Origin of the sequence: Shewanella sp. 4_MG-2023 (genome assembly GCF_030548015.1) — a bacterium.
In the GTDB taxonomy this organism is placed as follows: domain Bacteria; phylum Pseudomonadota; class Gammaproteobacteria; order Enterobacterales; family Shewanellaceae; genus Shewanella.
Genome location: NZ_JAUORL010000009.1, coordinates 62378 through 88185, shown reverse-complemented (window position 1 = coordinate 88185; position 25808 = coordinate 62378). Strand labels below are relative to the sequence as shown.

General features: G+C 42.9%; 20 protein-coding genes. 7 read left to right on the top strand and 13 right to left on the bottom strand.

What is annotated here, in order from left to right; genetic code table 11:
• Positions 1 to 774 precede the first annotated feature (774 nt).
• From nqrF to cobA, 7 genes are all read right to left on the bottom strand, one after another.
• Positions 775 to 1992 (bottom strand): NADH:ubiquinone reductase (Na(+)-transporting) subunit F, encoded by a 1218-nt coding sequence (gene nqrF, locus Q4546_RS07050; RefSeq protein ID WP_102438461.1) that lies wholly within the window; start codon positions 1990 to 1992, stop codon positions 775 to 777.
• 125 nt (positions 1993 to 2117) lie between these two features.
• Positions 2118 to 2726, bottom strand: a complete 609-nt coding sequence (gene nqrE / locus Q4546_RS07045) for an NADH:ubiquinone reductase (Na(+)-transporting) subunit E (protein ID WP_076540866.1) — start codon at positions 2724 to 2726, stop codon at positions 2118 to 2120.
• Positions 2727 to 2731: 5 nt separating this feature from the next.
• The gene (locus tag Q4546_RS07040) at positions 2732 to 3352 is read right to left on the bottom strand and encodes an NADH:ubiquinone reductase (Na(+)-transporting) subunit D (RefSeq protein ID WP_076540771.1); all 621 of its coding nucleotides are present in this window, start codon (positions 3350 to 3352) and stop codon (positions 2732 to 2734) included.
• Complete coding sequence (locus Q4546_RS07035) at positions 3352 to 4122, bottom strand: Na(+)-translocating NADH-quinone reductase subunit C (protein ID WP_102438459.1); 771 nt, start codon at positions 4120 to 4122, stop codon at positions 3352 to 3354. Before Q4546_RS07035 ends, Q4546_RS07040 begins: the two co-directional genes overlap by 1 nt.
• Entirely contained in the window at positions 4112 to 5329 is a 1218-nt protein-coding gene (locus Q4546_RS07030; RefSeq protein WP_303445976.1) for an NADH:ubiquinone reductase (Na(+)-transporting) subunit B, read from the bottom strand. Before Q4546_RS07030 ends, Q4546_RS07035 begins: the two co-directional genes overlap by 11 nt.
• Positions 5329 to 6690 (bottom strand): Na(+)-translocating NADH-quinone reductase subunit A, encoded by a 1362-nt coding sequence (locus Q4546_RS07025; protein WP_303445975.1) that lies wholly within the window; start codon positions 6688 to 6690, stop codon positions 5329 to 5331. The genes Q4546_RS07030 and Q4546_RS07025 overlap by 1 nt, the downstream gene beginning before the upstream one ends.
• A 484-nt stretch (positions 6691 to 7174) precedes the next feature.
• The gene (cobA, locus tag Q4546_RS07020) at positions 7175 to 7987 is read right to left on the bottom strand and encodes a uroporphyrinogen-III C-methyltransferase (RefSeq protein ID WP_102438453.1); all 813 of its coding nucleotides are present in this window, start codon (positions 7985 to 7987) and stop codon (positions 7175 to 7177) included.
• A gap of 238 nt (positions 7988 to 8225) precedes the next feature.
• On the opposite strand from cobA, the gene Q4546_RS07015 reads away from it, so the two are divergent.
• Complete coding sequence (locus Q4546_RS07015; RefSeq protein ID WP_102438451.1) at positions 8226 to 9125, top strand: phospholipase A; 900 nt, start codon at positions 8226 to 8228, stop codon at positions 9123 to 9125.
• 125 nt (positions 9126 to 9250) lie between these two features.
• Here the strand turns inward: Q4546_RS07015 and Q4546_RS07010 are convergent, their stop codons facing one another.
• The 4 genes from Q4546_RS07010 to Q4546_RS06995 form a co-directional block, all read right to left on the bottom strand.
• On the bottom strand, positions 9251 to 10972 hold the full coding sequence (locus Q4546_RS07010; protein WP_303445974.1) for a hypothetical protein: 1722 nt from the start codon (positions 10970 to 10972) through the stop codon (positions 9251 to 9253).
• Between the two features lie 738 nt (positions 10973 to 11710).
• Positions 11711 to 12484 carry a phosphoadenylyl-sulfate reductase gene (locus Q4546_RS07005; RefSeq protein ID WP_102476918.1) on the bottom strand — a complete coding sequence of 258 codons (774 nt, stop codon included), beginning with the start codon at positions 12482 to 12484 and terminating at the stop codon, positions 11711 to 11713.
• Positions 12477 to 14168 carry an assimilatory sulfite reductase (NADPH) hemoprotein subunit gene (gene cysI, locus Q4546_RS07000; protein WP_303445973.1) on the bottom strand — a complete coding sequence of 564 codons (1692 nt, stop codon included), beginning with the start codon at positions 14166 to 14168 and terminating at the stop codon, positions 12477 to 12479. Before cysI ends, Q4546_RS07005 begins: the two co-directional genes overlap by 8 nt.
• 100 nt (positions 14169 to 14268) lie before the next feature.
• Positions 14269 to 16053 (bottom strand): assimilatory sulfite reductase (NADPH) flavoprotein subunit, encoded by a 1785-nt coding sequence (locus tag Q4546_RS06995; RefSeq protein WP_102438443.1) that lies wholly within the window; start codon positions 16051 to 16053, stop codon positions 14269 to 14271.
• Between the two features lie 341 nt (positions 16054 to 16394).
• Here Q4546_RS06995 and Q4546_RS06990 point away from each other — a divergent pair, with 341 nt between their 5' ends.
• From Q4546_RS06990 to Q4546_RS06970, 5 genes are all read left to right on the top strand, one after another.
• Entirely contained in the window at positions 16395 to 17588 is a 1194-nt protein-coding gene (locus Q4546_RS06990) for a Re/Si-specific NAD(P)(+) transhydrogenase subunit alpha (protein ID WP_102438441.1), read from the top strand.
• Positions 17589 to 17593: 5 nt separating this feature from the next.
• A complete protein-coding gene (locus tag Q4546_RS06985; RefSeq protein ID WP_102438475.1) occupies positions 17594 to 17869 on the top strand; it encodes an NAD(P) transhydrogenase subunit alpha in 276 nt (91 codons plus the stop codon).
• A gap of 5 nt (positions 17870 to 17874) precedes the next feature.
• A complete protein-coding gene (locus Q4546_RS06980; RefSeq protein WP_076540751.1) occupies positions 17875 to 19254 on the top strand; it encodes an NAD(P)(+) transhydrogenase (Re/Si-specific) subunit beta in 1380 nt (459 codons plus the stop codon).
• A gap of 203 nt (positions 19255 to 19457) precedes the next feature.
• Complete coding sequence (locus Q4546_RS06975) at positions 19458 to 20474, top strand: sensor domain-containing diguanylate cyclase (protein WP_102438439.1); 1017 nt, start codon at positions 19458 to 19460, stop codon at positions 20472 to 20474.
• 218 nt (positions 20475 to 20692) lie between these two features.
• Positions 20693 to 22045, top strand: coding sequence for a MipA/OmpV family protein (locus Q4546_RS06970; protein WP_303445972.1), 1353 nt, complete (start codon positions 20693 to 20695; stop codon positions 22043 to 22045).
• 106 nt (positions 22046 to 22151) lie between these two features.
• Here Q4546_RS06970 and Q4546_RS06965 read toward each other — a convergent pair whose 3' ends face one another.
• Both Q4546_RS06965 and hldE read right to left on the bottom strand, forming a co-directional pair.
• Complete coding sequence (locus Q4546_RS06965; protein WP_303445971.1) at positions 22152 to 23186, bottom strand: hypothetical protein; 1035 nt, start codon at positions 23184 to 23186, stop codon at positions 22152 to 22154.
• A 5-nt stretch (positions 23187 to 23191) separates the two neighbouring features.
• Positions 23192 to 24622: a bifunctional D-glycero-beta-D-manno-heptose-7-phosphate kinase/D-glycero-beta-D-manno-heptose 1-phosphate adenylyltransferase HldE gene (gene hldE / locus Q4546_RS06960; protein ID WP_102531999.1), complete on the bottom strand. Its 1431-nt coding sequence runs from the start codon at positions 24620 to 24622 to the stop codon at positions 23192 to 23194.
• Between the two features lie 103 nt (positions 24623 to 24725).
• Here hldE and Q4546_RS06955 point away from each other — a divergent pair, with 103 nt between their 5' ends.
• The gene (locus Q4546_RS06955) at positions 24726 to 25652 is read left to right on the top strand and encodes an LpxL/LpxP family Kdo(2)-lipid IV(A) lauroyl/palmitoleoyl acyltransferase (protein ID WP_303445970.1); all 927 of its coding nucleotides are present in this window, start codon (positions 24726 to 24728) and stop codon (positions 25650 to 25652) included.
• The last annotated feature ends 156 nt before the right edge of the window (positions 25653 to 25808 follow it).

Here is a 25808-nt window from a genome sequence, read left to right as displayed (position 1 = left end):
CCTCTTGGATCACCCTGCCGCCCCTAACGAAAAATGCTGAAAAGCGCATAGTTTTCGATGGGGATCGATCCAGCTTTTAACTTCGTTTGTAGACTGCTTCGGTCTTATTCGAAAATGCTAACGCTTCCGATGGTGCATCCCTGCACCGCGAAAGCTATGCTCACATCCATGTGAGCATCACGCTATTTTCTTCAACGTCCTCAATTCAAATTGAGTCTTTTGGATTTTTAGCTTTATATCTTTTTAATCTTTTTAATCTTTTACTTGGCACTAATACAGTCAAATCGAAGAAGCAATAATCCCAGTGTAGATGCAGCAGCGAGCTTCCAAAACATGGATGTTTTGGCAGAGCCTACATGGATGTACTTGCGGCGTCTCGCAGTTGTATCTGCACATAAGCCTGCGGCAGGCAATTGGTTAAATCGAAGTTATGGTCTACGTAAAAAGTGCCAATATAAATGGAGAATAGAGTTGGTGGTCATGAAACATTTTGCCCCCTTTTTAATTTAGTCTTTAATCACAGGAGATGTTAACCATCACAATTTGACCTCATTTCACTTATGCATGTAATCTGTTATCAATATAAAAATAGCAGCGATATAAGGGAGGGTTACACCTTGAACCTAGCTTACAAGGTAAACATCAAGATTTTAAGCTCGACAAACTCTAGACTCGATAAATTTTAGACAAAAAAAGCTGAAACCTAGGTTTCAGCTTTTTTGTTTTGAAACGCTTACTGTTAGTTAGCTTACTTTGAACATTAGTAACTAAACACTAGCCACCAAAGTCATCTAGCAAGATATTTTCTTCTTCAACACCTAAGCTTTCTAGCATGCTGATCACAGAGGAGTTCATGATTGGAGGGCCACACATGTAGAACTCACAATCTTCTGGCGCTTTGTGATTCTTAAGATAGTTTTCCAATAATACCGTATGAATAAAGCCGGTATAGCCGGTCCAGTTATCTTCAGCTAAAGGCTCTGACAAAGCTACATGCCATTCAAAGTTGTCATTTTCAGCGGCTAAGGTATCAAAATCATCTTGGTAAAAAATCTCTCGCGCTGAACGCGCCCCATACCAAAAAGACATTTTACGTTTCGTTTGCTTACTCTTAAGTTGATCAAAAATATGCGAACGCATCGGCGCCATACCTGCACCACCACCAACAAACACCATTTCTGCGTCTGTTTCTTTGACAAAAAACTCACCGAAGGGCCCTGAAATAGTTACCTTGTCGCCAGTCTTTAGATTAAAGATATATGACGACATTTGCCCTGGTGGTAAATCATTGCTTGGCGGCGTAGCAATACGCACATTCAGCATGATGGTGCCTTTTTCGTCGGGGTAGTTCGCCATTGAATAAGCACGCAATACATCTTCATCAACGGTTGAAACTAGGCTAAATAAGTCGTACTTATCCCAGTCATCACGATATTGCTCAGGAATATCAAAATCAGCGTATTTCACCTCATGGGCAGGGGCTTCAATTTGAATATAACCACCGGCTTTGAAATGAACATCCTCCCCTTCAGGGACTTTCAGCAGCAGCTCTTTAATAAAGGTCGCTTGGTTGTCATTAGAAACTACCTCACATTGCCACTTTTTAACCCCAAAGATCTCTTCATCCACTTCTAGTTCCATGTCGGTTCGCACCGCAACCTGACACGCTAACCGGCAGCCTTCTTTGGCTTCTTTTTTGGTGATGTGGTCAAGCTCTGTGGCTAAGATATCACCGCCACCTGATTTCACTGTGACCCGACATTGGCCACAGGTGCCGCCACCGCCACAGGCCGATGGAATAAAAATACTGTTGCTCGCCAGTGCGCCAAGCAGTTTATCACCAGCAGGTGTGCACACACTTTTGTCTGCATCACCATTAATGCCGATGGTGACATCACCCGTACCCACCAATTTGCTTTTGGCGAATAAAATTATCATTACCAGCAAACTTACCACTATGGTAAACATGCCTATGCCAATTGCCATTTCCATTAAATGCACCTTCTCAACAGTTGCTGATAACAAGCAGTCTCATGGGTCAGTTTTACCAAAACCACTGATTCAAGCATGAGTGAGTCATCTATAAGCGAATTCAAATTTGTTTGCATTTTCACGCCTTACAAAGTGATGCCAGCAAATGACATAAAACCTAATGCCATTAAACCTGTAGTAATAAAGGTAATGCCAATTCCTTGCAGCCCTAGTGGGATAGCATGAAATTTCATCCGTTCACGCAGCCCGGCGAGTAAGACAATGGCCATCGCCCAGCCCACTGCACTACCTGCTGCAAACACCACAGATTCGCCTAAGTTATAATCACGGTTGGCCATGAAAATAACCCCAGCAAAAATGGCACAGTTCACCGTTAGTAGCGGTAAGAAAATACCTAAAGATTGATACAGAGTTGGAATGTACCTTTCTAAAAACATCTCCAAAATCTGCACTAATGCGGCAATCACCCCAATAAAGGTAATTAACTGTAAGTAGCTTAAGTTAAGCTCAGGGAAGCCTGCCCATGCCAGTGCACCTGGCGCAAGGATATTCACGTAAATCAGCTGATTTACCGGTACGGCTAATACCATCACCACAATCACTGCAATGCCCAAACCAAATGAGGTTGAGACCTTTTTAGACACCGCGAGGAAGGTACACATGCCTAAGAAAAAAGACAGTGCCATGTTGTCGATAAAGGCCGCTTGAATAAATAAATTAATATAGTGTTCCATTGCCATTATCCTCTCTTACGCTGCACAACATTGATCGCCCAAATCATCACGCCGATCAAAAAGAATGCGCTTGGTGGCAAGGTGAACATTTCATTGGCAAGATACCAACCACCGTTTTCGATAGTGGTAAATATCTCTTTGCCAAATAAGGTTCCGCGTCCTAGTAGCTCACGCACAAAGGCGACACTTAATAAAATCACCCCGTAGCCCATGGCATTACCTAGCGCATCAACAAATGCCAAATGCGGTGGGTATTTCATCGCAAAGGCTTCTGCGCGGCCCATGATGATACAGTTGGTAATAATCAAACTGACAAATACAGATAACTGCTTTGAAAGCTCATAAGCCACGTCCTGCAACACCATATCAACGATAATTACCAAAGAGGCAATCACGGTCATTTGCGCAATAATACGCACGCTGCTAGGGATAAAATTGCGAATGCTCGAAATGATCACATTGGAGCACACTAAAACAAAGGTCACCGCCAGTGTCATTACCAATGCGGTTTGCATTGAATTACTCACAGCCAGTGCAGAGCAGACCCCTAGCACTTGCATCGCCACTGGGTTATTGGCAAAAATCGGTGAGGTCAGAATTTGTTTAGTTGAGATAGTCGTACTCATTATTTCGCCTCCGTAGTGGCAAACTGGTTAAGAAAGGTTTGATAACCTTCTACACCAAACCAAAATTCAACCGCACGTTGAATGCCCATGCCCGTTCGGGTTGCGCCACTAACGCCATCAACACCGTGAATATCGCCAGCTTTAGCACCGCCTTTGATAACCTTGATGGAAATTTTGCCTTTATCATCAAATAGCTGCTTACCTTTCCATAAGTCAGTCCACTGGGGATCTGTTACAAAATCAGCAATACCAGGGGTTTCACCGTGTTCGTAGAAAATAATATTCTCAACGGTATTTAAATCAGGCTTAAGGGCTAAATAACCATAAATCATCGACCACAGTCCTTTACCATAAATGGGCATCACCACACTGGATAATTGACCATTAGCGTCAAAGACTTCAAATACGCGGATATTATCCGCACGGCTTTTAATTTTGGCGGTATCTTTTTTAGGTTTTGATGATGTATCTGGGTTTATCGCTGCCATACGCTCATCAAAATCAAGTAGATTGTCATGATCAACAAACTCACCCGACTCTAGATTGACCATTTTAGGGCTTACTCTTTGTTCAAATAATTCCCTAAAATCGCCGCTGCTGATATCAATATTGGCGGCCCGTAATACAAACTGCTGCACTTCATCACGCTTTTTAACCAGCTTACGTTCTTTTAAAATTTCAGCGGTACCGGTGATCATAAACGAACAGACTAAACTCAGGCTGATGATAAAAATCATCGTGCCAGCTATGCTATCTTTCTTAAAGGCCATGGCGTTTTAGTCTCCGTTTAATGTTGGCACGAGCCACCAGATAATCGAATAATGGCGCCCATAGATTTGCGAACAATATCGCCAACATGATCCCTTCAGGCAATTTCACGTTCAACACCCGGATCAGCACCGTCATAAAGCCAATTAATGCGCCATAGGCGTATCGACCACTGCGGGTATATGAGGCGGTCACTGGATCGGTTGCCATAAACATCATCCCCAGTGCAAAACCACCGGTAACTAAATGCCATGTCCACGGCATAGAAGCCATAGAGCTTTTCGCAGGTCCAACTAAGTTAAACAATATTGCTGTAGCGATCATGCCGAACATAACCCCTGCAACCACTCGCCAATCTGCCACTCGAGTTAGCAGCAATACACCGCCGCCAATCAAAATAGCTAAGGTGCTGGTTTCACCAATAGAGCCTGGAGTGAAGCCTAAAAATGCATCCATCCATGCAGGATCTGATAAGGCGCTAATCCAGCTAACATCGGCAAACATATTCGCGCGACTGGCTGCAGCTTGGGTTAAGGTGGTGGCACCTGAAAAACCATCAGCAGCAACAAATTGGCTTAAGGCTGCGACTTCTGTGGGGTAGGCAAAATAGATAAAGGCATAACCGGCTAACGCTGGGTTTAAAAAGTTATAACCCATGCCGCCAAACATTTCTTTGGCTACGATAACCCCAAAGGTCACTCCTACAGCAATAATCCATAAGGGTGTCGATACCGGCACTATGATAGAAAACAGTAATGCTGTAATAAAGAAGCCTTCATGTAATTCTTGGCGCCGCACTTTGGCAAAAACCACTTCCCACACTAAACAGACAAACAAGGTCATTAGGTAAATTGGCACATAATAACTCGCACCATAAGCCATTAAGCTGACAAAACCTGATTGTTCGGTTAACTGGCCAAACAGCATTGAAAACAAGCCAGCCTGCCAAGCCTCAGGTTGAGTTGCCCCAGCCATGATGGCAATTTGCGCTTGTAAGCCTAGGTTGTACATCCCAAAAAATATGGCGGGCAGTAAACACATACCCACAATATGCATGGTACGTTTTACATCAATGGCATCACGAACATGCACTTTACCTTTGGTACTGCGGCCACGAGCAATCCACAAGGATCGCAAGTAACTTTTCATCGAGTCGCCATGAGCATAATAGCGATCTTGATGATCCGGTTTCTTTTGTTGCTGACTCATTAACCTTCCCTCTCGATGATATCTAGGCAAGCACGTAACTCTTTACCAAAGTCATACTTTCCGGGACAAACAAAGGTACAAAGTGCTAAATCTTCTTCGTCTAATTCTAAAGCGCCTAATAGCTGTGCTTCATCGGTATCTCGCACCACCAGATCTCTCACCAACAAGGTCGGTAAAATATCCAAAGGCATAACGCGGGCAAGCTGACCAAAAGCCATCATCGCACGAGGAGAGCCACCTGCATGGGTGGTAAAATCAAACAGTTTTTTAGTACGGCTAAAACCTGACATCATGATACCTGTCAGTGAGAACTTTTCTTTATTACGGCGCACCCAAGGTAATAACTCGTGACGGGCGTTTTCAGTTAGTACACAAACTTGATTATGATAACGACCTAAATAGTTATAAACCCCAACTGCGGTATGGCCACAAAGTACGGAGCCCGATACCACCCGTGAGTGAATATCTTCAATTTCATTTTCGACTAGCTCACCCAAGTCTGCCCCTAATTGGGTCCGCACTAACCTTGGTTTTAACACATTGGGTCCAGCAAATGACACCACTCGCTCATTAAATAGCTCACCGGTTTGAAACAGCTTGCCAACGGCAATCACATCTTGATAGCCAATATGCCAAACTACCCGCTCAACACTTACTGGATGCAGCAGATGGATATGAGTACCCACCAGCCCAGCGGGATGAACGCCGCCAAATTGATATGACTCAACTTGAGCTAAATCATGGCCGGGTAACGCCTCACCTTGATCATGACACAGCATCACTTTACCATCGGTTAACCGGGTTAGTGCCTGCATTCCCACAGCAAATGCTTGTGGCTGCTCAGCGATAATCACGCGAGGATCGGCCGCTAACGGATTACTGTCCATGGCGGTCACAAAGATTGCCGATGGCCTAGTATCTAACGCGGGAATTTTTGAGAAAGGGCGGGTTCTTAATGCCGTCCATAACCCACTGTTAACCAGATTGGTTTGCACCGCTTCGCGGGATAATGCCAAAACATCATCGCTAGTAGCAAAACTCACGGCTTCATCGCCTTCGCAACGGATCACCACTGATAATAGCACCCGTTTTTCGCCCCTGTTTATGGCAATCACTTCGCCACTCGCAGGGGCAGTAAAGGTCACTCCGGCAATCTTTTTATCTTGAAAAAGCGCTTGGCCTTTTTTAACGATATCACCTTCTTCAACCAACATAGTCGGCTTTAAACCAACATACTCTTCGCCTAATATGGCAACTCTGGTTGGCTTTGCTGTGACGTCGATTATTTGTTGCGGCTCACCCGCGATAGGCACATCGAGGCCCCGTTTAATTGTTATAACCTGATTTGAGGATCCAGCCATTACTTGTAACCTTTAAAATTCAGATACCACATAATAAATAGATTTGTGACCTAAATCCGCTATTGAGGTCACACCTTTTAAATGAATTGTGAAATAAATGTACTAATAACACCTAAATTCGACCAAAAACTTGAACCAAGACCGATATTCAATTTCAAAACAGGAACTAAAGCACAAAAAACAGCATCTAAAACGCTACCCAATGCTGAACTACCCCATGTATCACAATTTAACATAGACACAGTTCACATTAATCTCAATAAAAGCTGTATAAGAATTACAGAAATCAAAATTTGCTAGGTAAGCACTGAGATAATAATTAAGTTTGAAGCAATAAGAATGACAAATATGGGATAAGTATGAAATGAACATGTTAATGGCAAGCCTGAGCAGCTAAAAACAAAAAATGGCCAAGACTGTCGTCTTCGCCATTTAAATTCATGCGGTCAAAATTATCGGTAAATATAGCTTAAGATCAAATCCGCTAAATACTCACTTGAGACTGAATTGGTGCAGCTGAGTACTCTTGAGGATTAAACCAATTGAGGCTGTCTGCCAATGACACCACCTCACCGATAATCATCAATGCTGGCATTTGCAAAGCAGGATCTGCAGCCAGCTGCGATAACTCACTTAACTTACCGATAAAGCGCTGTTGAGATGCGGTCGTCGCCTTAGAAACAATAGCCACAGGCGTATCACCATCACGGCCACTACTCATTAATCCATCACGGATAATCTCTGCGTTCAAAATGCCCATATAAACCACTAAGGTATTATTTGGATTTGCATAACCTTGCCAGTCCATCGGCCGACTTTGTAATTGGCAATGACCAGTAATAAACGTCACTCCTTGAGCAAAATCTCGGTGGGTTAATGGAATGCCAGCATAAGCAGCTGTGCCACTAGCAGCAGTAATACCGGGGACAACCTCAAAAGCAACCCCTGTTTCTGCTAAGGTTTGCAGCTCCTCACCGCCACGACCAAAAATAAACGGATCACCACCTTTAAGGCGTACCACGTTTTTGCGAGTGTAAGCTTTTGTCACCAGTAACTGATTTATTTCATCTTGCCCAGCACTATGCTTGCCAGCACGTTTACCCACAGCAATTTTTTCAGCGCTTTGTGGGATTAAATCTAAGATGTCTTGGCTAACGAGGGCATCGTACAGGACAGCATCGGCTTGCTTTAACACCCGATAAGCTTTGAGGGTGAGCAGCTCAACATCTCCAGGCCCTGCACCGACTATCCAGACTTTCCCTTTGGCCCCTTGACCCGGTATCGAAACCAATTCCATTTTTCAAAACCCCACAATGTTTACTTAGCATCAAATATAGCCCTTTATATATTCCATATATAATAGATAATACTTAGCTTTTATTCCATTTAGTTATATGAGACCTATTAAGTGGCATTTAAAAACCTTGGTAAACTAGCTGCACAGTTACCATACAAAGCCCAAGCTCAAATCATCAGTACTTTTCATTTTTAACCATAGTGTTAGTCTAGAAAAATATAATTAAAGGGAGCTTTTAATGAAACCAACATGGATCCGATTATGGTTTAGCGCAGCCATTGGTTTAGGAGTAAGCCAAGTGGCTTTAGCTGAAGACTCACTCGTTGATGAAAGAGTAAAAGACGAGCTTAAAACTTCAGAGGAGCGCTTTGTCATTACCCCCCATAAAGTTAATTACATTTTGCCATACACCTATAATGACAACCCTAACACTGACCCATATACAAACTTTACAACCAATGACGACAATGAAGAAGTCATCGATAACGCTGAGGCTAAGTTTCAGATAAGCTTTAAATTCCCGCTGTGGTATAACGTTTTTGGCGACAATGGCCACCTCTATTTCGCCTATACCAACCAGTCTTACTGGCAAGTCTATAATAAAGAAATTTCCTCCCCTTTTAGAGAAACTAATCATGAACCGGAAATGTTCATGCTATTCAATAATGACTGGCAAGTGGCAGGGTTAACAAATTCGTTTTGGGGTGTAGGGGCTGTGCATCAATCTAATGGTCAATCTGGTTCACTTTCACGCAGTTGGAATCGAATTTACGGCACCATGGTATTTGATAGAGGCCCTTTTGCATTAGGTCTAAAGGCGTGGTGGCGGATCCCTGAAGATGAAAAAGCAACACCCAGCTCGCCTGAGGGTGATGACAACCCCGATATTGAAGACTATATGGGCAACTTTGAGTTAACAGCCGTCTATGGCCTTGATGAGCATATGTTTACCTTAATGGGGCGCAATAATTTACAACACCCAAATAAAGGCTCCATTGAGTTTACTTGGAGCTATCCGATATTAGGCAATTTACGCTTATATACCCAGTACTTTAATGGCTATGGCGAAAGTATGATTGACTATAATCATCATAATCAGCGCATTGGGATCGGGGTTTCGATTGGTGATATTCTTTAAAATAGGCCATCACAAACAATAAAAACAGCCATAAAAACAACAATAAAAACAATAAAAAAGGTGAAGCTGCAGTTATATACAGTTCACCTTTTTTGTTATCAATACCCGACTAGCTTGTTAGCAACTTAGTAAGCTTTACTATCACCGCGAGTAGAGATTGAAATACCTTTATCGGTAATATCCAAGTTTACCTGCATGCGCATGTCATAATCTTTGAGCATTTCTAGTTCTTCTGGCACTTGCTCACCGCTTTCTTCAATGAGTGAAAATACCGGTTTCAGCACTTTTTGATAATCAATCGACATATTCGCTAAGCCATTAGCGACCAGCGGTTCTTTAGCCAGTTTATTAGCTAAGTCTTCACCTTTATCGCCACTGTAAATCACAATGTGCTGATCTTTAATAGCCATTTGAGCGCTTACCCCCATTGAAGGTGGCAGCATTAGCAATGAAGACACATCGATGGGATCACCATTAGTCTCCAGTTGAACTTGGGCTAACTGAGGCACAAATGGCTTAATCATGTTTAATAGCATTTCTGGGTTTTCAGCCGATAAGCTAATCAGTGCATCTAGGTGCTTAAAGCCAGGCTCACCATTTTCGTCAGTTAACGAAAAGTCGACTATGGTGGCACTCATGCCCTTAACCCCATTGGCCATGCCTGTCATCATGCCAAGCATTGCCGGATTTTGGCCGCTGATTTCATATTGCATTTGCGCTAGTGCTTCACACTGATAACTGGGCGTTTGTAAATCTTGCCAAATTTCAGTTAATGCTGGTGCTAATTGCGCCGCATCAAGCCCCAGTGCTATGGACATGGCATTGTCAGTTAGGCTATTAGTGAAACTAGGAATAAAACCACGCATTTTATTAAATGCACCTAATATCACTTGGTTGTTAGATTCAACCACCATTTGGGCATCAAACTGCGCTTGTTTACGGCTAACATTAAATGCTTTTAAGCCCATAACCGTGCGCGGCCAATTTGTAGCGATAGCATCAAGCTCTGTTTGACACTCAGCCGTTTTAAACTCTGCAAAAGGATCACTGCCAGTGCCATCTAACTCGCCTAATTTAGATAACTGTTTAGCCAGCATATTGCCATCAGTTGAGGTTAATCCTTTCACTAATTCCACATGGTTTATAAAGCTTATACTGTCGTTTAAAAAACCATGAGTCTTAATGATATCTTCAACAATGCCACTGTCACTAATTGGATTATCAACTTTGGATAATCCCAGCGCCGTTGCTAATAATTCTGGTTTATTGAAGGAGGTATTTAAGGTTACTGTTAACCAGCCATCTTGCTGGGCAACAACTAAATCAATCGATTCATCGTCATCAATAAGTGAATAAGCACGATACTCAAGGCCTTCAATGGTTGCCGTGGTGTGGGCTAAACCGCTTTCTTCTGACGCTTTGTCCAATACTTTCCAAATAGCCTGTTCATCAGTGACTTGCACCTTAAAAACAGGCAACGCCCCTAGCGTGTAGGTATATGACTCAATCTTGGCAGGCAAACCAAAGGTTGTTAAAAACAGTTCAGGGTCTTCAAGGCTAGTTAAATAACTTTTATATAAACTGACAAAAAATCCCTCTTGGGCACTTGAATATGGGCCAGCCTGCTCAATTTGCTCTAGTTGGGCAGCACCGTTTTGCCCCATAGGCATTGAATACAAATAATCTTCTAACGGAAACGGGGTGAGTTGTCCTGAAAAAAGTAAGGTATCTGCTGGGATATACGCGAGCATGTCGTTATCAGTTGTGGTGACACCATCGTTGTTCGATAGCATGTATGCGCCTGCACCAGCAGCGGCAATGGCAACTGCGATAGCCAGTTTTTTCATTTATTTGTGCTCCATAATTCACATGTAAGTAATAACAAGTCACTCTTCCTTGAGAGTAAATGCTTAGTTAATGCCGATAACTCAATTTGATCAAGCATAGCGATAACTTAGCACACTTTTAATTTGCAAATAAAATAATGCCTCGATAAAAGTGGCTTGGGGTTTGATAAGCAATAACCGAGTTAAGCAATTGTTTATAAGGTTTAAAAGTCTAATAAAAGGTTAAGCAGGTGCCAAAAAGATAGGATAAATAAACCATGAAGATAGCGATATCGATGAAAGGTTGGTTTCTCGGCTAGCCAATGATGGCTAACCGAGATAACCAAATGGATTATGCTTACGCTAGCAAGCCAATCACTACACACTCGTTTTACGAGCGAGGCTTTGGAGGTACGTGGCGTGCAAAAACATGCCTAAAGTGTCGACAAAACCATCTACGGGAACTTCTAAATTTAGACTATAGAATTAACAAATGCCTAATTGTTTTTGGCTAAATATCACGATATAAAGCAACAGAGGTAAATATCAGTCATTGGTTTTAATACTTTGGTCGAAAGCAATGTTACCTATTAATAATAAGCGCTCGCATTAGCAGTAAATATTAACCTTAGCGACCCATATGTTGCGTTCAACATCCCTATTGACACTTTTATTGAATCCCAAAAATATTAAACTCAAAAAAATATCAGCCTCATTGGACTGATATTTTTTATAACCAAATGACTAACCTGCAATTGGCTAAATTTCGTAATGTAATCCACATTCACGCTTCAAGCCATTAAAACGGGTTTCTTCTTCGCTCATGCCAAGCTCAAGCGGCTTGCTTGAGTGAGTATCACCCACAGACACGTACCCTTGCTCCCAAAGTGGATGATAAGGTAATTGATGCTCAGTGAGGTACTCATGGACATCTTTGTTACTCCAATCAATGATGGGCAGTAGCTTATATTTATCACCATGAATAGCTAAAATGGGCAGCGCTTCACGGCTACTGGCTTGCGAGCGACGTAGCCCGGCAAACCAAGTGCCGACATTTAGCTCAGCCAAAGCACGTTGCATAGGCTCCACTTTATTGATGCGATTATACTTTTCTAAGCCTTCGAGATCTTGCTCCCAAAGCTTACCGTAACGGGCTTCTTGCCATGCAGATGACTGCTGGGCGCGAAATACCTGTAGATTTAAATCTAGTCTTTGGGTTAACTCATCAATAAATTGATAGGTTTCAGCAAACAAGTATCCTGTATCCGTCAATATCACCGGAATATCTGTCTGCGCTTGGCTTACCATATGCAACATAACCGCCGCTTGAATACCAAAACTTGACGATAAAGCATGTTCGCCAGGCAAAAAAGCTAATCCCCAAGTGACTCGCTCTTGCGCGGTTAAATCGGCTAAAAAGCGATTCACTTTTTCTAGCACTATTTTTTGCTCAGACTTGGGAGCTGATAATAGTGCTTGCAACTCATTGTGATTAATCATCGTAATGACCTCTGTTGCTAACCCGTTAGCCATGAAAATCTACAGCGGCATCGTTCACGGCTTTAATTATGCCAAAGCGAACTGTAAAGTTACCGAAGGTTTCACCTGCATCACGCTCAAGTACATACAAGCCGAATAATCTGTCTAACTCAGCTAAAATTTCAGCTTCTTGAATATTCTCTTTGTACATTTTATTAAGGCGTGTGCCTTCAAAGCTTGCACCTAAATACAAGTTATAACGTCCAGGCGCTTTACCTACTAAACCAATTTCGGCTGCGAACGGTCTCGCACAGCCATTAGGGCAACCTGTCATTCTCACCACAATGGCTTGCTCGCTAATACCATGCTTAGCTTGCAGCGCATCAATATGGTCAATAAACTCTGGGAAATATCGCTCCGCTTCGGCCATGGCTAATGGACAGGTAGGCAGCGCCACGCAGGCAATTGAATGGCCGCGGGTTTGACTGATAACCTTGCCAAAAAAGCCATGCTTACGGGCTAAATCTTCAATCGCAGCTTTATCTTCTTCTGCAACCCCAGCAATAATCATGTTCTGGTTAGAGGTCATTCTAAAATCACCTTTATGGATTTTGGCGATTTCTCTTAAGCCTGTTTGCAGCGTCTGACCAGGTTCATCTTTAATACGACCACTTTCAATGAACAAGGTTAAATGCCAGTTGTTATCTAAGCCTTGAACCCAACCATAACGGTCACCGCGATCGCCAATCACTACCTCACGTTTAGGTTCAAAACTCACCCCTGCACGCTTTTCAACTTCTGCTTTAAATTCTGCAACGCCATGATCGACAATGGTGTACTTCAAACGTGAACGCTTACGATTGACACGGTTACCCCAGTCACGCTGAACTGTCATAACAGCTTCAGCGAATTTAATCACATCGTCAGTTTTAATAAAGCCAAAATCATCCGCTAGACGTGGAAAGGTTTCCACTTCACCATGAGTTGAGCCCATACCGCCACCAGCAACTAAATTAAATCCGACTAACTCACCCGCTTCAGCGATGGCAATAAAACCTAAGTCATTGGTATAAACATCAACATCATTGTCTGGGGGTACTGCTACAGCCATTTTAAATTTACGTGGCAAGTAGGTTTTACCGTACACAGGTTCGTGAGTTTCAGTATCAAGCAGCTTTTCTTTATCTAACCAAATTTCAGCATAGGCGTGAGTATGAGGCAATAAATGATCTGACAACTCTTTAGCCACTGCATAAGCCTGTTGATGTAACTTAGATTCAACAGGGTTTGGGTTACACATTACGTTACGGTTAACGTCACCACAGGCCGCAATAGAATCTAACGCCGCTCTATCAAGGCCTTGGATCAGCGTTTTTAAATTACGCTTTGGAATGCCGTGATATTGAAAGGTTTGACGGGTGGTTAAACGAATACTGTTTGATGTCGTTAGCGTTGATGAGATTTTATCCACATCCAACCATTGCTCAGGACTACAAATACCACCTGGTACACGGGCTCGTAACATGAAACTGTATAAAGGCTCTAGTTTTTGTTCTTTACGCTCATTACGTAAATCACGATCGTCTTGCTGATAAAAGCCGTGGAATTTGATCAACTGCTGATCGCCATCACTAAACGAACCGGTAACTTGGGTGTCTAAGCCTTCTTTAATGGTGCCGCGCAGGTAATCACTGTCGGTTTTTAAATATTCATTTACTGCTAACTTTTGCTCACTCATCCTGTGGCCTCTATCGATGCTTTTATGACGCTGGTGATATCAAATCACCAGCGTGTATATTATTTTCGTTATGCTTATTTCGAACTCATGCGGTATTCATTTAGTAAACGTCTTTTTGATAACGTTTCGCACTGCGCAACCCTTCAAGGTAATCCTCAGCGCCCTGCGCATCTAAACCACCATACTTAACTGCGACATCTAGTAAGGCTTGATGGACATCTTTTGCCATACGCTCTGCATCGCCACAGATATAAAAATGCGCGCCATTTTGTAGCCATGCCCAAATCGCTTCACCTTGCTCTGCAATCCGGTGTTGCACATAAATTTTATGTTGTTGATCACGTGAGAAAGCCACATCGAGGCGCGATAAATCACCCGCTTTTAGGTACTGTTGCCACTCAACTTGGTATAAAAAGTCTTGCTCAAAATGCGGATTACCGAAAAATAACCAGCTATCGCTGTTAACGCCGTCTGCTGCACGTTGTTGCATGAAGGCTCTAAAAGGCGCCACACCAGTGCCAGGGCCAACCATAATAACTGGAGTGTCGCTATTTTCTGGCAAACGAAAATGCTTATTCGGTTCAACGTAAACCTTAACTTGCTGACCTTCTTCTGCAGATGCTAAGAAGTGCGAAGCGCCGCCAAAACGCGCTTGACCCGCACGCTCATCTTCAACCAGTGCCACGGTTAAATGCACTTCGTTTTCCACTTCCGCTTGGCTAGAGGCAATTGAATATAAACGCGGTGTTAATGGGCGTAATAAACTTACTAAGGTTGCGGCATCGATTTTTACTGGATACAAACTGATTAAATCAGCTAATTGATGACCTAATACAAACTGGCGAGTTTGCTCTTTATCTGCAGCAATCGCGCTAAGCTCTGCATTCCCCGCAAGCTCTGCCCATGCCGTCACAAGACCCGGGTAAAGTTGGGTTAGCTCTTTTTTATCTGTTAATGCTTGTTGTAGCGATAAGGTATTTTTACTGACCACAACTTCAGTTGACGGGTCTAATCCTAAACCGCTAATCACTTCAGTGACTAAAGCCTCGTTATTGGTAAACCAAATACCTAAGGCGTCACCCACTTGATAACTGATACCAGATTCGCCTAAATCGATTTCCACGTGGCGAACATCACGATCAGAATCACGACCGGTAAGCTTTTGACTTAATAACACTTCTGCTTCATAAGGATTTTGCTTGGTAAATTCGCTTTCACCCGCCGCTTTGGCGCTATCAATTGACACCACGCTGGCACTGCTAGTTTCAACTAATGGCTCAACCGCTGTTATTACCGACTCAAGCCATTGCTCTGAAGCTTCTTCGTAATCAACATCACACTCAACTAACGGCAATAACTCTGTTGCACCTAAAGCAGATAAGCGTTCGCTGAAGTCTTTACCGGTTTGACAATAAAACTCATAGCTTGAGTCACCCAAGGCCAAAATTGAAAAGTTAAGTTGATCTAACTTAGGCGCTCTTTTTGAAGCAAGGAACTTATGTAATTCAATAGCATCATCTGGCGCTTCACCCTCACCGTGGGTACTCACCACCGCGATTAAAATGGTTTCTTGCTTTAACTGACGCACATTGTAATCAGCCATCGAGCTTAAATTAACCGTAAAGCCTTTAGCGGATGCCTTTGCAGCTAACTCTTTAGCGATACCTTGACCATTACCCGTTTGACTACCAAATAAAATTGTCACAGTTTGCGCTGCACTAGCCTCTGGCGCACTTGCTGTTTGCCCTTGATTTGAAGATGCAGCCAAATAGCCACTAACCCAAGCTAATTGCACCGCAGATAATTCAGAAGTGAGCTGTTTTAGCTTGTCGACTTGTCCTTGAGACAATGGCGATGCGAATGAAGAAAGTTCTTTTAACAACATTGGAGAGCCCTATAACAGTTTAATATCATCAGATTACTCCGATTCTTTAAAACCAAAAAAGACTAAATGTTGATTCTTTATTCCATTAAGGAATATGCAAAGCTGCATTTTTAAGCTACAAAAGTGTGGTCTAGTGCAAACTTTTGGGTCTGAACTCGGTAAAAATGTGATTTAGCGCATTATTTACTTGTTTCAAACCTAATAATTGCCAGAATGAAGCACCTAAAAAAATGTGCACCATAAAAAGGCACTTAGAAAAAATGAGTATTTAAAACAAAGTTGTATTAAATACTCACACGACCCGACCCTTCCCTATTTACACTAACTAAGAGGTTGTCCTTTTGAAATTAGGTCTACCGAAAGAGAGTCACCCAGGTGAGTTACGCGTTGCGTTAATCCCTGCCAATGTGACCGCATTATTAAAAAAACAGCTACAAGTGATCGTAGAATCAGGCGCTGGACAAAACGCAGGCTTTACCGACGACGATTATGTCAAGGTAGGCGCCACTATTGCTTCATCACGAGCAGCGCTACTGAATGAAGCTGACATCATTACCGTGGTGAACTGTAAGGGTGAGCAATTCGATGAAATTAAAGCGCTAATCAAGCCTCAGCAACTGCTGATTGGCATGATGGACCCGCTGATTAACCCGCAAAATGCCCAAGCAATTGCTGACACGGGTGCCAGCGCGATTGCCTTAGAACTTATTCCACGTATTACCCGTGCCCAAAGTATGGATGTGTTGTCATCAATGGCAACGATTTCAGGCTATAAAGCTGTGTTACTCGCCGCCCATAAAGCGCCGCGTTTATTCCCAATGATGATGACAGCTGCTGGGACATTAAAACCCACTCGCGCCTTTATTATGGGTGTGGGTGTTGCGGGACTTCAGGCCTGCGCCACAGCTAAGCGTCTTGGCGCCGTTGTCGAAGCCTATGATATTCGCCCTGCGGCGCGCGAGCAGATTATTTCTGTTGGTGCAAAACCGGTTGAGCTTGATATTGAAGCCGAAAACACTGAAACCAAAGGCGGTTATGCCACCGAGCAAAGTGATGACTTTTTAAAGCGTCAACAACAAGCGATGGCGAATGTGTTAGCACAACAAGATATTGTGATTACCACTGCAGCCATTCCAGGCCGTAAAGCCCCTGTGCTTATCACTAAAGAAATGGTTGATGGCATGAAAAACGGCACCATCATTGTTGATTTAGCGGCTGAATCAGGTGGTAACTGTGAATTAACCCGCGTTGATGAAGTTATTATGCACAACGGCGTGATGATCTTAGGGCCATCTAACGTACCTAGCACTGCAGCGAATCATGCCAGCCAAATGTATGGTAAAAATGTCGAGAACTTACTGAACTTAATCGTCAGTAAAGAGGGTGAACTGGTTCTTGATTTTGAAGATGAAATCGTCAGAGACACTGTTGTTGCCCATGGCAAAGAAGTCACCAGTGCTCGCCTAAGAGATTTATTGGGTCTTGCGCCTTTAGCAACGCCTGAAGCTGACACCAGTGTAGAGGAAAAAGCATAATGGATATGACCTTACTATTATTACTGACGCTTTTTGTCGTCGCAGTATTTTTAGGTGTTGAGCTGATCACTAAAGTGCCACCGACACTGCACACGCCATTAATGTCTGGTTCGAATGCTATTTCAGGTATTTCACTGGTAGGCGCCCTACTGTCAGCAGGTTCTGGCGGTGGCATGATAGTGAATGTACTTGGCTTTATCGCCGTAGTGCTGGCTACCATCAATGTGGTCGGTGGTTACATGGTCACCAACCGTATGCTAGCTATGTTCAAGAGGAAATAGACTCAATGACAACAATTATTTATTTGGCTTACCTTGTTGCCGCAGTCCTGTTTATTCTTGGTATTAAAGGACTGACAAAACCTAAAACAGCGGTTCGTGGCAACCAATTATCAGCCATGGGTATGTTTATTGCTGTGGTGGTAACCCTATTTGACCAAAGCATTCTTAGCTATGAGTGGATCATTGCCGGCGTACTATTAGGTGGCACCATTGGTGCAGTGATGGCGACTAAAATTAAAGTCACCGACATGCCGCAAATGGTTGCACTGTTGAATGGTTTTGGTGGTGGTGCTTCACTGGCCATTGCTGCGGCAAGTTTCCTTGACCCGACTGCAGCTACTAGCATGGTGGCGTTAATTTCTATCGGAGCGACCATTATTATTGGTGCAGTTACCCTTTCAGGTTCATTTGTGGCTTTTGCTAAGCTGCAAGAGCTTATTTCAGGTAATCCAATCAAAGTCCCAGGTAATAAAATCCTTAACGCGCTGCTGCTGATCACTGCGTTTGGCTTAGCCATTGCGCTAGTCATTAACCCTGCTAACGTCAGCTTAATGTATGCTTTAGTGGCTGTGGCAGTGGTCTTGGGTGTGTTATTAGTGGTGCCAATTGGCGGCGCTGATATGCCGGTTGTTATTGCACTACTGAACTCCTATTCTGGTATCGCCGCGGCAACGACTGGTTTCATTACAGGTAATACGGTATTGATTATCTCAGGTTCACTGGTTGGTGCATCAGGAATTATCCTCACACAAATCATGTGTAAAGCCATGAACCGTTCATTATTTAACGTCTTATTCGGTGTGATGGCTGAAGGCGGCGAGAAAGTCGATGCAGATGAAATTTACGCAGGTAAAGTAAAATCAACTTCGCCAGATGAAATTGCCATGATGCTAGAAACCGCTGAACGTGTGGTTATTGTCCCAGGTTACGGTTTAGCCATGGCGCAAGCACAGCATGCAGTACGTGAGCTCGCTAACGTTTTACAAGAGCGTGGAGTCGATGTGAAGTACGCGATTCACCCTGTTGCTGGCCGTATGCCTGGCCACATGAACGTGCTACTTGCAGAAGCTGAAGTGCCTTATGAACAGTTAGTTGAAATGGATGAGATTAATCCACAATTTGCGCAAACGGATGTGGCGATTGTCATTGGTGCCAATGATGTCACCAACCCAATGGCACGTGAAGATAAAGGTAGCCCCATCTATGGTATGCCAATTCTAAACGTCGATAAAGCCCGCACCGTGGTGGTAATTAAGCGTTCATTAAGCCCAGGGTTTGCAGGTTTACCTAACCCATTATTTGCCATGGATAATGCACTTATGTTATTCGGTGATGGTAAAAAAGGCATTGTTGAGCTGACGCAAAGCTTAAAAGAAGCTGATTAATTTTCAACATGTTAGATATACCCCCTAAAAAGGCCGCTTAGCGGCCTTTTTATTAATAAGCGCTTCATTTCTATCATTGGGAGAATAAGTTATCAATAATCATACATTCTCATTCTTGACGAATTTATGAGTAAAATGTACAAAGGATATACCGATTGCTTTTCAAGCTTTAGCTCGTTTTAACACAAGGATGATTTTCTCAGATGGACCCATTGGCTTCACAAATTCAACAGCTCACAGCTCAGTTAAATCAACTCACCCAAGAGAATGATTTACTTAAGCAGAAACTAAAGCTGTGTGAAGAGAAGCTCTCAGCAACACTCGATGGCACAGGCTTGTGTCTGTGGGAGCAACATATCCCTTCTGGCGATCTGACCATTTTCAATCAAGAATGGGGCGCATTGCTGGGTTATACCCTCGAAGAGCGAGCGGCAAATATTTCTAGCTGGAAAAGCCATTTACATCCTGAAGATAAAGACTGGGTCATCAAAGCTTTTGAAGATCACCTCACAGGTAAAGAAGAGGTTTATCGCGCCGTTCATCGAATGATCCATAAAAATGGCACCACCAGCTGGGTTTCAGATCGGGGCCGTATCGTGGAATACACCTCAGATGGACACCCCTTAAGGATCATGGGCACCCATATCGATATTACCCAAGAAAAACGCTATGAACTCGACTTAGCCCGCCTTGCCCACCAAGACCCTCTCACTGACTTACTAAACCGCGCAGCTATTGAAAAAGCTTACTTGCAGATGCAGCAAGAGAAAGACTTTAACTCAGGTAGTTTATTATTTATCGATGTTGATAATTTTAAAGGCGTTAACGACAAATATGGTCATCATTTTGGTGATTTAGTCCTAGTCGAAATCAGTAATACTCTTAATCATTATTGCCAAACCTTAATCTCAAATAATAACGTCAGCATCGCTAGGCTCGGTGGTGATGAATTTGTGATTATTACCTCAACTGCTGATTTCGCGACTATCAGCCTGCTGGCCCAGCAATTAATCAAGCACTTTACCCGATTACAAACAATCGAAGAAAAATCAGTATCACTAGGGTTAAGCATTGGTATTAGAGGCTTTGATCAGCAAGACTCATTTACCCAAGTTTGTAAGCAAGCGGATAATGCCATGTACGGCATAAAACAATCGGGTAAACATAATTATTCATTTTCCCAGCCATGTTTAGAGCCAAAAGTTCAGCACATTGGCTAGGGGTTGTTGATGTGTCGAGATCAATGTGGAACACCAAAGTTCAGCTGCCGCTAAAGTTAAAAAATTGCTACAACAGCGACGATCTTCATTTTTGACAATATCTACATGCTATAATCCTGAAAATAATATAAAAATTAGTGTTTACTTAGCTTTTTACCACCTCTTATCCTGCTAGGTAATAAAAATTATTGTTGATAAAGATTAATGGTAAAACCTCTATGCCTAAAACGTCCTCTTTACTTACCGCATTTGTTTGCTTAAGCACATGCTCTTTTTCTGTCATCGCTGACAATGACCAAACCAAAACGGTTAATCCACCAAGCAAAGCTGAGTCTCATGCAGATGTAGAATACTTCCCATCAACCTGGGGAGTTGGCATTGGTGTGCGTAAAGCTGATATTCCTTATGCCACTGAAAATGATGATGTCTATGACGTCATGCCATTGATTGAATTTGAAAATGATTATTTTTATTTAAATGGCTTAGAGGGCGGGGTTCATTTATGGAAAAATGATGAACATCAAGTCAATATTTATAGTCGTTTTCGGTTCGTTGACATCCCTAAAGAATATCAAAATCAAACCCAATCTGACGCCTTTGATTTTGGTTTTCAATACCGCTTTCAAAAAGACGGCCTAGAAGCTGATGTTGCCATCATGAGTGATGGTAACAAGCGCATGTATGGTTACACTCGTACTCAATACCACTGGCAAGGCGGTGATTGGCAATTAAATCCTTATGCCGAATTCCAATGGAAAAGCAACGATTTCAATGAACATTACTATGGCTTAGAGCTAGCCGATCCCGGTGCTGGATTGGCTTTTTCAGCAGGGGTTAATGCTCGCTATCACCTTGCCAGTAATTTATACCTATTGGGTAACTTTGGGGTAACCCGCCTTGAAGATGATATTTATCACTTGCCCACCATTGAAAATCAATATCAATTTGAGTCCTTCTTAGGCTTTGGCTTTTTCCCTGATAATAAAAGGCCCAATACCAATCCAGTCCCTAAAGAAAGTGGCGAATTTTTAAGAGTCGCACACGGCTGGGCAACGCCTTCAAGCTTGAATGACATTTTAACCGGGAATGCCAAAGGCGATCGTTACAACAATCAAATGACCTCCCTTTTCTATGGTATCCCACTCAGTAATAGCTTATTCAACTTACCCATTGATTTATACTTAACAACAGGTGCTGTTTGGCATCATGATTCTGAAGTACAAGATAACTTAGCTGAAGGTGTACTTGCAGTTAAAGCCTTTTACACCATAGATTTAGGCTGGCGTTTTCGGATCGGGGTTGCTGAAGGGTTATCTTATGTCTCTGATGTCACCTACATTGAAGGCAGCGAACTTGACGAAAAAGATTATCGACCCTCAAAACTATTAAATTACTTAGACTTTTCATTTGATGTTAACTTGGGAGATGTGTTCAACCACGCCCCAATGAAAAACGCATGGCTAGGTTATAGTATTCATCATAGATCAGGGATTTTTGAAACCAGCTCAGCTTTTGGCCGCATCAAAGGTGGCAGCAATTACAACTCGGTTTATCTGCAGTGGCATTTTTAACTTAAAAACATTGCCATAAAAAAACAGATTGTTAGTACATTTAAAAGCGACTTAATTAGTCGCTTTTTTATAACGTTTAAGCTCGAGGTTACAGTACTAATCAGAGTTATAACTTATTGTGCTCAGCCTCTTTGTTGACTAATTGCGCCGCCTCAGAGAATTGCTCAACCAACCACTTATGGGCCTTATCCTCGCCCATTAACATGACTAATGTCGGGGAAATAACCTCAATAAGTCGTTGTTGTCGCCAAAATATATATTTAGGTAGCGCCAGCGTTGCACCTCGGCCAAATGTGCGTTGCACTAGGCTGGAGATTTCAGCAATTTCAGTGTCATCAAATCGCGCTAACTGCGGAAATAGTGTGGCAATAAAGTCACTGTAGCGATCAAATTCTTGTATGTCTTTAAGTTGATATTGGCTCAATAACCATTGCAACTGCGGTGAGCTCCAATGGCTCATATTATGTCGATTGTTAATCAAATCCATATTACGGCGATGAAACTGCTGCCAAGCTAAATCCAAATTAGGGTGCGTTTGCGCAATACGCCACACTAAATACATGTCAGCCAACCATTCATGCTGATAGGCAGACAGCGTACTGGGAAGTACATCGCCGATTAAGGCAATATTCTCTAAATGCCCTACTTCATGCCATAGGGTTAATTTAAATTGTTCTAACAGCGCTAACCGATAGGTCAACCCATTTACAGAGGACATCGATTGGGTGAGAGGCAGCTTAGTGCTGACGATAATAATGCCGGCTATATCATGGTGATTAACCGCTAACACCATCGCGGTTTTAGCACCTAAATGAGCGCTGATTTGCGTGTCTTTCGGTAATTGGTTCACTACCTCAACAGGTAACGCATTCAAGCAGTTCGGGTAATGGCTTTCATCGCACACGATTGCCTGCTTGTTACTAATAGAGATCCAACTAAATGAGCTTGAGTAATAGGGGGTGATGGTGGGGGCGAGTGCGGTTTTTATCTGAAAAGGCAAGTGAGTATCAGCCAGCAATGGCTGACTGATCACTAGGGTACAGATTAAAACGGCACTCTTTACAAAAACACTCTTTAAAACGGCATTTTTTAAAACGACACTCTTTAAAACAGCACTGGCCATTAAGTACAGTGCCCGCATATTCACTACTTGTTAGCCATGATATTTTCAATAATTGCCGTGGTAGAGACGCCGTCTTCAAACCCAAGAATTTCGACACTACCACCAGCTGCTATCACTTCTTTACCACCGGCCACTTGTTCGACTTTATAGTCACCACCTTTAACCAACAAATCTGGTAATAAACGGCTAATAACTCGCTGCGGAGTATCTTCACTGAAAGGAATAACCCAATCAACTGACGCTAATCCCGCTAAAACAGCCATACGGCGATCAACTTGATTCACTGGGCGACCATCACCTTTTAAACGCTTCACTGAAGCATCATCATTAACGGCAACAATTAAACGATGGCCCAATTCTTTTGCTTGCTGCAGATAGCTTACGTGGCCTGCATGTAAAATATCAAAACAGCCATTGGTCATGACTACCTTTTCGCCGCGAAGACGCGCTTGCTCAATGGCGTAAGCTAATTGATCTTCAGTCACCACGCCAAAGCCTGACTCGCCTTGATTTAAAGCTAAGGCCCCAATGAGTTCAATTCGGGTTACTGTTGCGGTACCTAACTTAGCCACCACCACGCCTGCAGCAATATTAGCGATAGAACAAGCCTGTGCTAACGAGCTACCCGCTGCCAGCGAACTTGCTAATGCTGAAATAACCGTATCTCCAGCACCTGTCACGTCATAGACTTCACGGGCAACTGTTGGGATATGCAGTTCAGCATCATCATGACTAATCAGCGTCATGCCTTTTTCAGAGCGGGTCACCAAAATAGCAGTAAAATCGTTATCTTTAATCAGCTTTTTGGCTTTTTCGATTAAGTCAGCTTCACTGGTTACTGGGCCCACAACCGCTTCAAACTCGCTCATATTAGGGGTGATTAACGTCGCACCGCGATAGCGTGAAAAATCACTGCCTTTAGGATCTACCAGCACCTTTACGCCTTTAGCGCGGGCTTTAGCAATAAAGTCGATTGGCGAGTCAATCGCACCTTTGGCATAGTCAGATAACACCAATACATCGACGTTATCTAACAGCGCTTCACTGCTATTTAATAAACTTTCGCTATCAGCTTTAGGGTATTTTTCTTCAAAATCTAAGCGGATAAGTTGTTGATTGCGAGAAAACACTCTTAATTTGGTAATCGTTGGTTTATCAGCAACGGTTAACCAGCGAGGTTCAACCCCTTGGGCTTGAACACCAAGGGTTAACGCTTTAGCATTTTCGTCATTACCGACAATACCAGCAAGCTCAACTTGACCGCCAAGGGCAGCAATATTTAATGCCACGTTAGCAGCGCCGCCGGGACGGTCTTCTATTTGATTGATGTTAACTACAGGTACTGGCGCTTCTGGTGAGATTCGACCAGTAGGGCCAACCCAATTACGGTCAAGCATGACATCGCCGACCACTAAAACACGGGCTTTTTCGAATGCAGGAAGAGATACCTTCATAGTAAACTTATTCTTTTGCTGATATTAAACCGTGATTGTACCTAATTTTGCTCTAAAATTAAGTTAGAATAGCAACTAATTTTGATTTTTGGATGAGTTCCTCGTGGTAGATAAAGCACAATTTTCCTCGCATTTATTGCACCCAAAGCATTGGCCATTATGGTTTGGTGTTGCTCTTATGAAGCTGACCCAGCTATTACCGCTTCGCTGGCAAATGACACTTGGCAAGGGTTTAGGCCGTTTGGTTTTAAAACTTGCTGCGAGTCGCAGACATACTGCAGAGCGCAATTTTCAGCTGTGTTTTCCTTATATGCCAGCACAAGAACGCGAGGCACTGCTTAAGAGAAACTTCGAAGAAACCGGTAAAGCCCTATTCGATACCATCAACGCTTGGTGGTGGTCTGATGAAAAAGTGCAGCAGCATATGACCATTAAAGGCGATGAGCATGTGCGCAATACCCTAGATAATGGTCAAGGCGTCATACTGTTTGCAGTGCATTGCTTACCGTTAGAAATGGGCGCGAGAATGTTTGGCCAGTTCCAACCGGGGATAGGCGTTTACCGCCCTCACAACAATCCCGTGATGGAATACTTACAAGTCAAAGGCCGCCTGCGCTCGAATAAAGGCTTAGTACCAAAACGTGATTTACGTAAGATGGTAAAAAGTTTAAGAAACCCAGATGTGATCTGGTATACCGCCGACCAAGATTTTGGTCGCTCAAGTGCAGTATTTATCCCGCTATATGCCGTACCCGATGCAGCGACTATTACTGGCGCTACCACCTTAGCGAAATTAGGCCGCGCCAAAGTATTACCCTTTTTTGTCGAACGTAATAATGATGACACGGGTTACAATATGGAAATTTTAGCGCCACTTGATAACTTCCCCGGTGAAAATGAGCTCGAAGATGCCATTCGTGGCAATAAGATCATTGAACAATTAATTGATCGTAATCGTAATCAATATATGTGGCTACATCGCCGTTTTAAAACCCGGCCAACCAGAGAAACCCCCTCTTTATACAAATAGCCAGCAGGGTTAACATTTACTGTAAAATGTCACTGGATAGCGACCATAGCTTGAAATAAGCGCAAAAATGATCAAGTATCCAGTGATAAAAATAGCGAAACTTTAGTTTAAGTTTTCATCAGATGTTGAGATTTATTCTGCAGGAGCACTGATAAC

Excerpts from the sequence above, each read along its gene's own strand:
- nqrF (WP_102438461.1), bottom strand. The coding sequence starts at position 1,992 with ATGGAAATGGCAATTGGCATAGGCATGTTTACCATAGTGGTAAGTTTG.
- nqrE (WP_076540866.1), bottom strand. The coding sequence starts at position 2,726 with ATGGAACACTATATTAATTTATTTATTCAAGCGGCCTTTATCGACAAC.
- Q4546_RS07040 (WP_076540771.1), bottom strand. The coding sequence starts at position 3,352 with ATGAGTACGACTATCTCAACTAAACAAATTCTGACCTCACCGATTTTT.
- Q4546_RS07035 (WP_102438459.1), bottom strand. The coding sequence starts at position 4,122 with ATGGCCTTTAAGAAAGATAGCATAGCTGGCACGATGATTTTTATCATC.
- Q4546_RS07030 (WP_303445976.1), bottom strand. The coding sequence starts at position 5,329 with ATGAGTCAGCAACAAAAGAAACCGGATCATCAAGATCGCTATTATGCT.
- Q4546_RS07025 (WP_303445975.1), bottom strand. The coding sequence starts at position 6,690 with ATGGCTGGATCCTCAAATCAGGTTATAACAATTAAACGGGGCCTCGAT.
- cobA (WP_102438453.1), bottom strand. The coding sequence starts at position 7,987 with ATGGAATTGGTTTCGATACCGGGTCAAGGGGCCAAAGGGAAAGTCTGG.
- Q4546_RS07015 (WP_102438451.1), top strand. The coding sequence starts at position 8,226 with ATGAAACCAACATGGATCCGATTATGGTTTAGCGCAGCCATTGGTTTA.
- Q4546_RS07010 (WP_303445974.1), bottom strand. The coding sequence starts at position 10,972 with ATGAAAAAACTGGCTATCGCAGTTGCCATTGCCGCTGCTGGTGCAGGC.
- Q4546_RS07005 (WP_102476918.1), bottom strand. The coding sequence starts at position 12,484 with ATGGCTAACGGGTTAGCAACAGAGGTCATTACGATGATTAATCACAAT.
- cysI (WP_303445973.1), bottom strand. The coding sequence starts at position 14,168 with ATGAGTGAGCAAAAGTTAGCAGTAAATGAATATTTAAAAACCGACAGT.
- Q4546_RS06995 (WP_102438443.1), bottom strand. The coding sequence starts at position 16,053 with ATGTTGTTAAAAGAACTTTCTTCATTCGCATCGCCATTGTCTCAAGGA.
- Q4546_RS06985 (WP_102438475.1), top strand. The coding sequence starts at position 17,594 with ATGACCTTACTATTATTACTGACGCTTTTTGTCGTCGCAGTATTTTTA.
- Q4546_RS06980 (WP_076540751.1), top strand. The coding sequence starts at position 17,875 with ATGACAACAATTATTTATTTGGCTTACCTTGTTGCCGCAGTCCTGTTT.
- Q4546_RS06975 (WP_102438439.1), top strand. The coding sequence starts at position 19,458 with ATGGACCCATTGGCTTCACAAATTCAACAGCTCACAGCTCAGTTAAAT.
- Q4546_RS06970 (WP_303445972.1), top strand. The coding sequence starts at position 20,693 with ATGCCTAAAACGTCCTCTTTACTTACCGCATTTGTTTGCTTAAGCACA.
- Q4546_RS06965 (WP_303445971.1), bottom strand. The coding sequence starts at position 23,186 with ATGCGGGCACTGTACTTAATGGCCAGTGCTGTTTTAAAGAGTGTCGTT.
- hldE (WP_102531999.1), bottom strand. The coding sequence starts at position 24,622 with ATGAAGGTATCTCTTCCTGCATTCGAAAAAGCCCGTGTTTTAGTGGTC.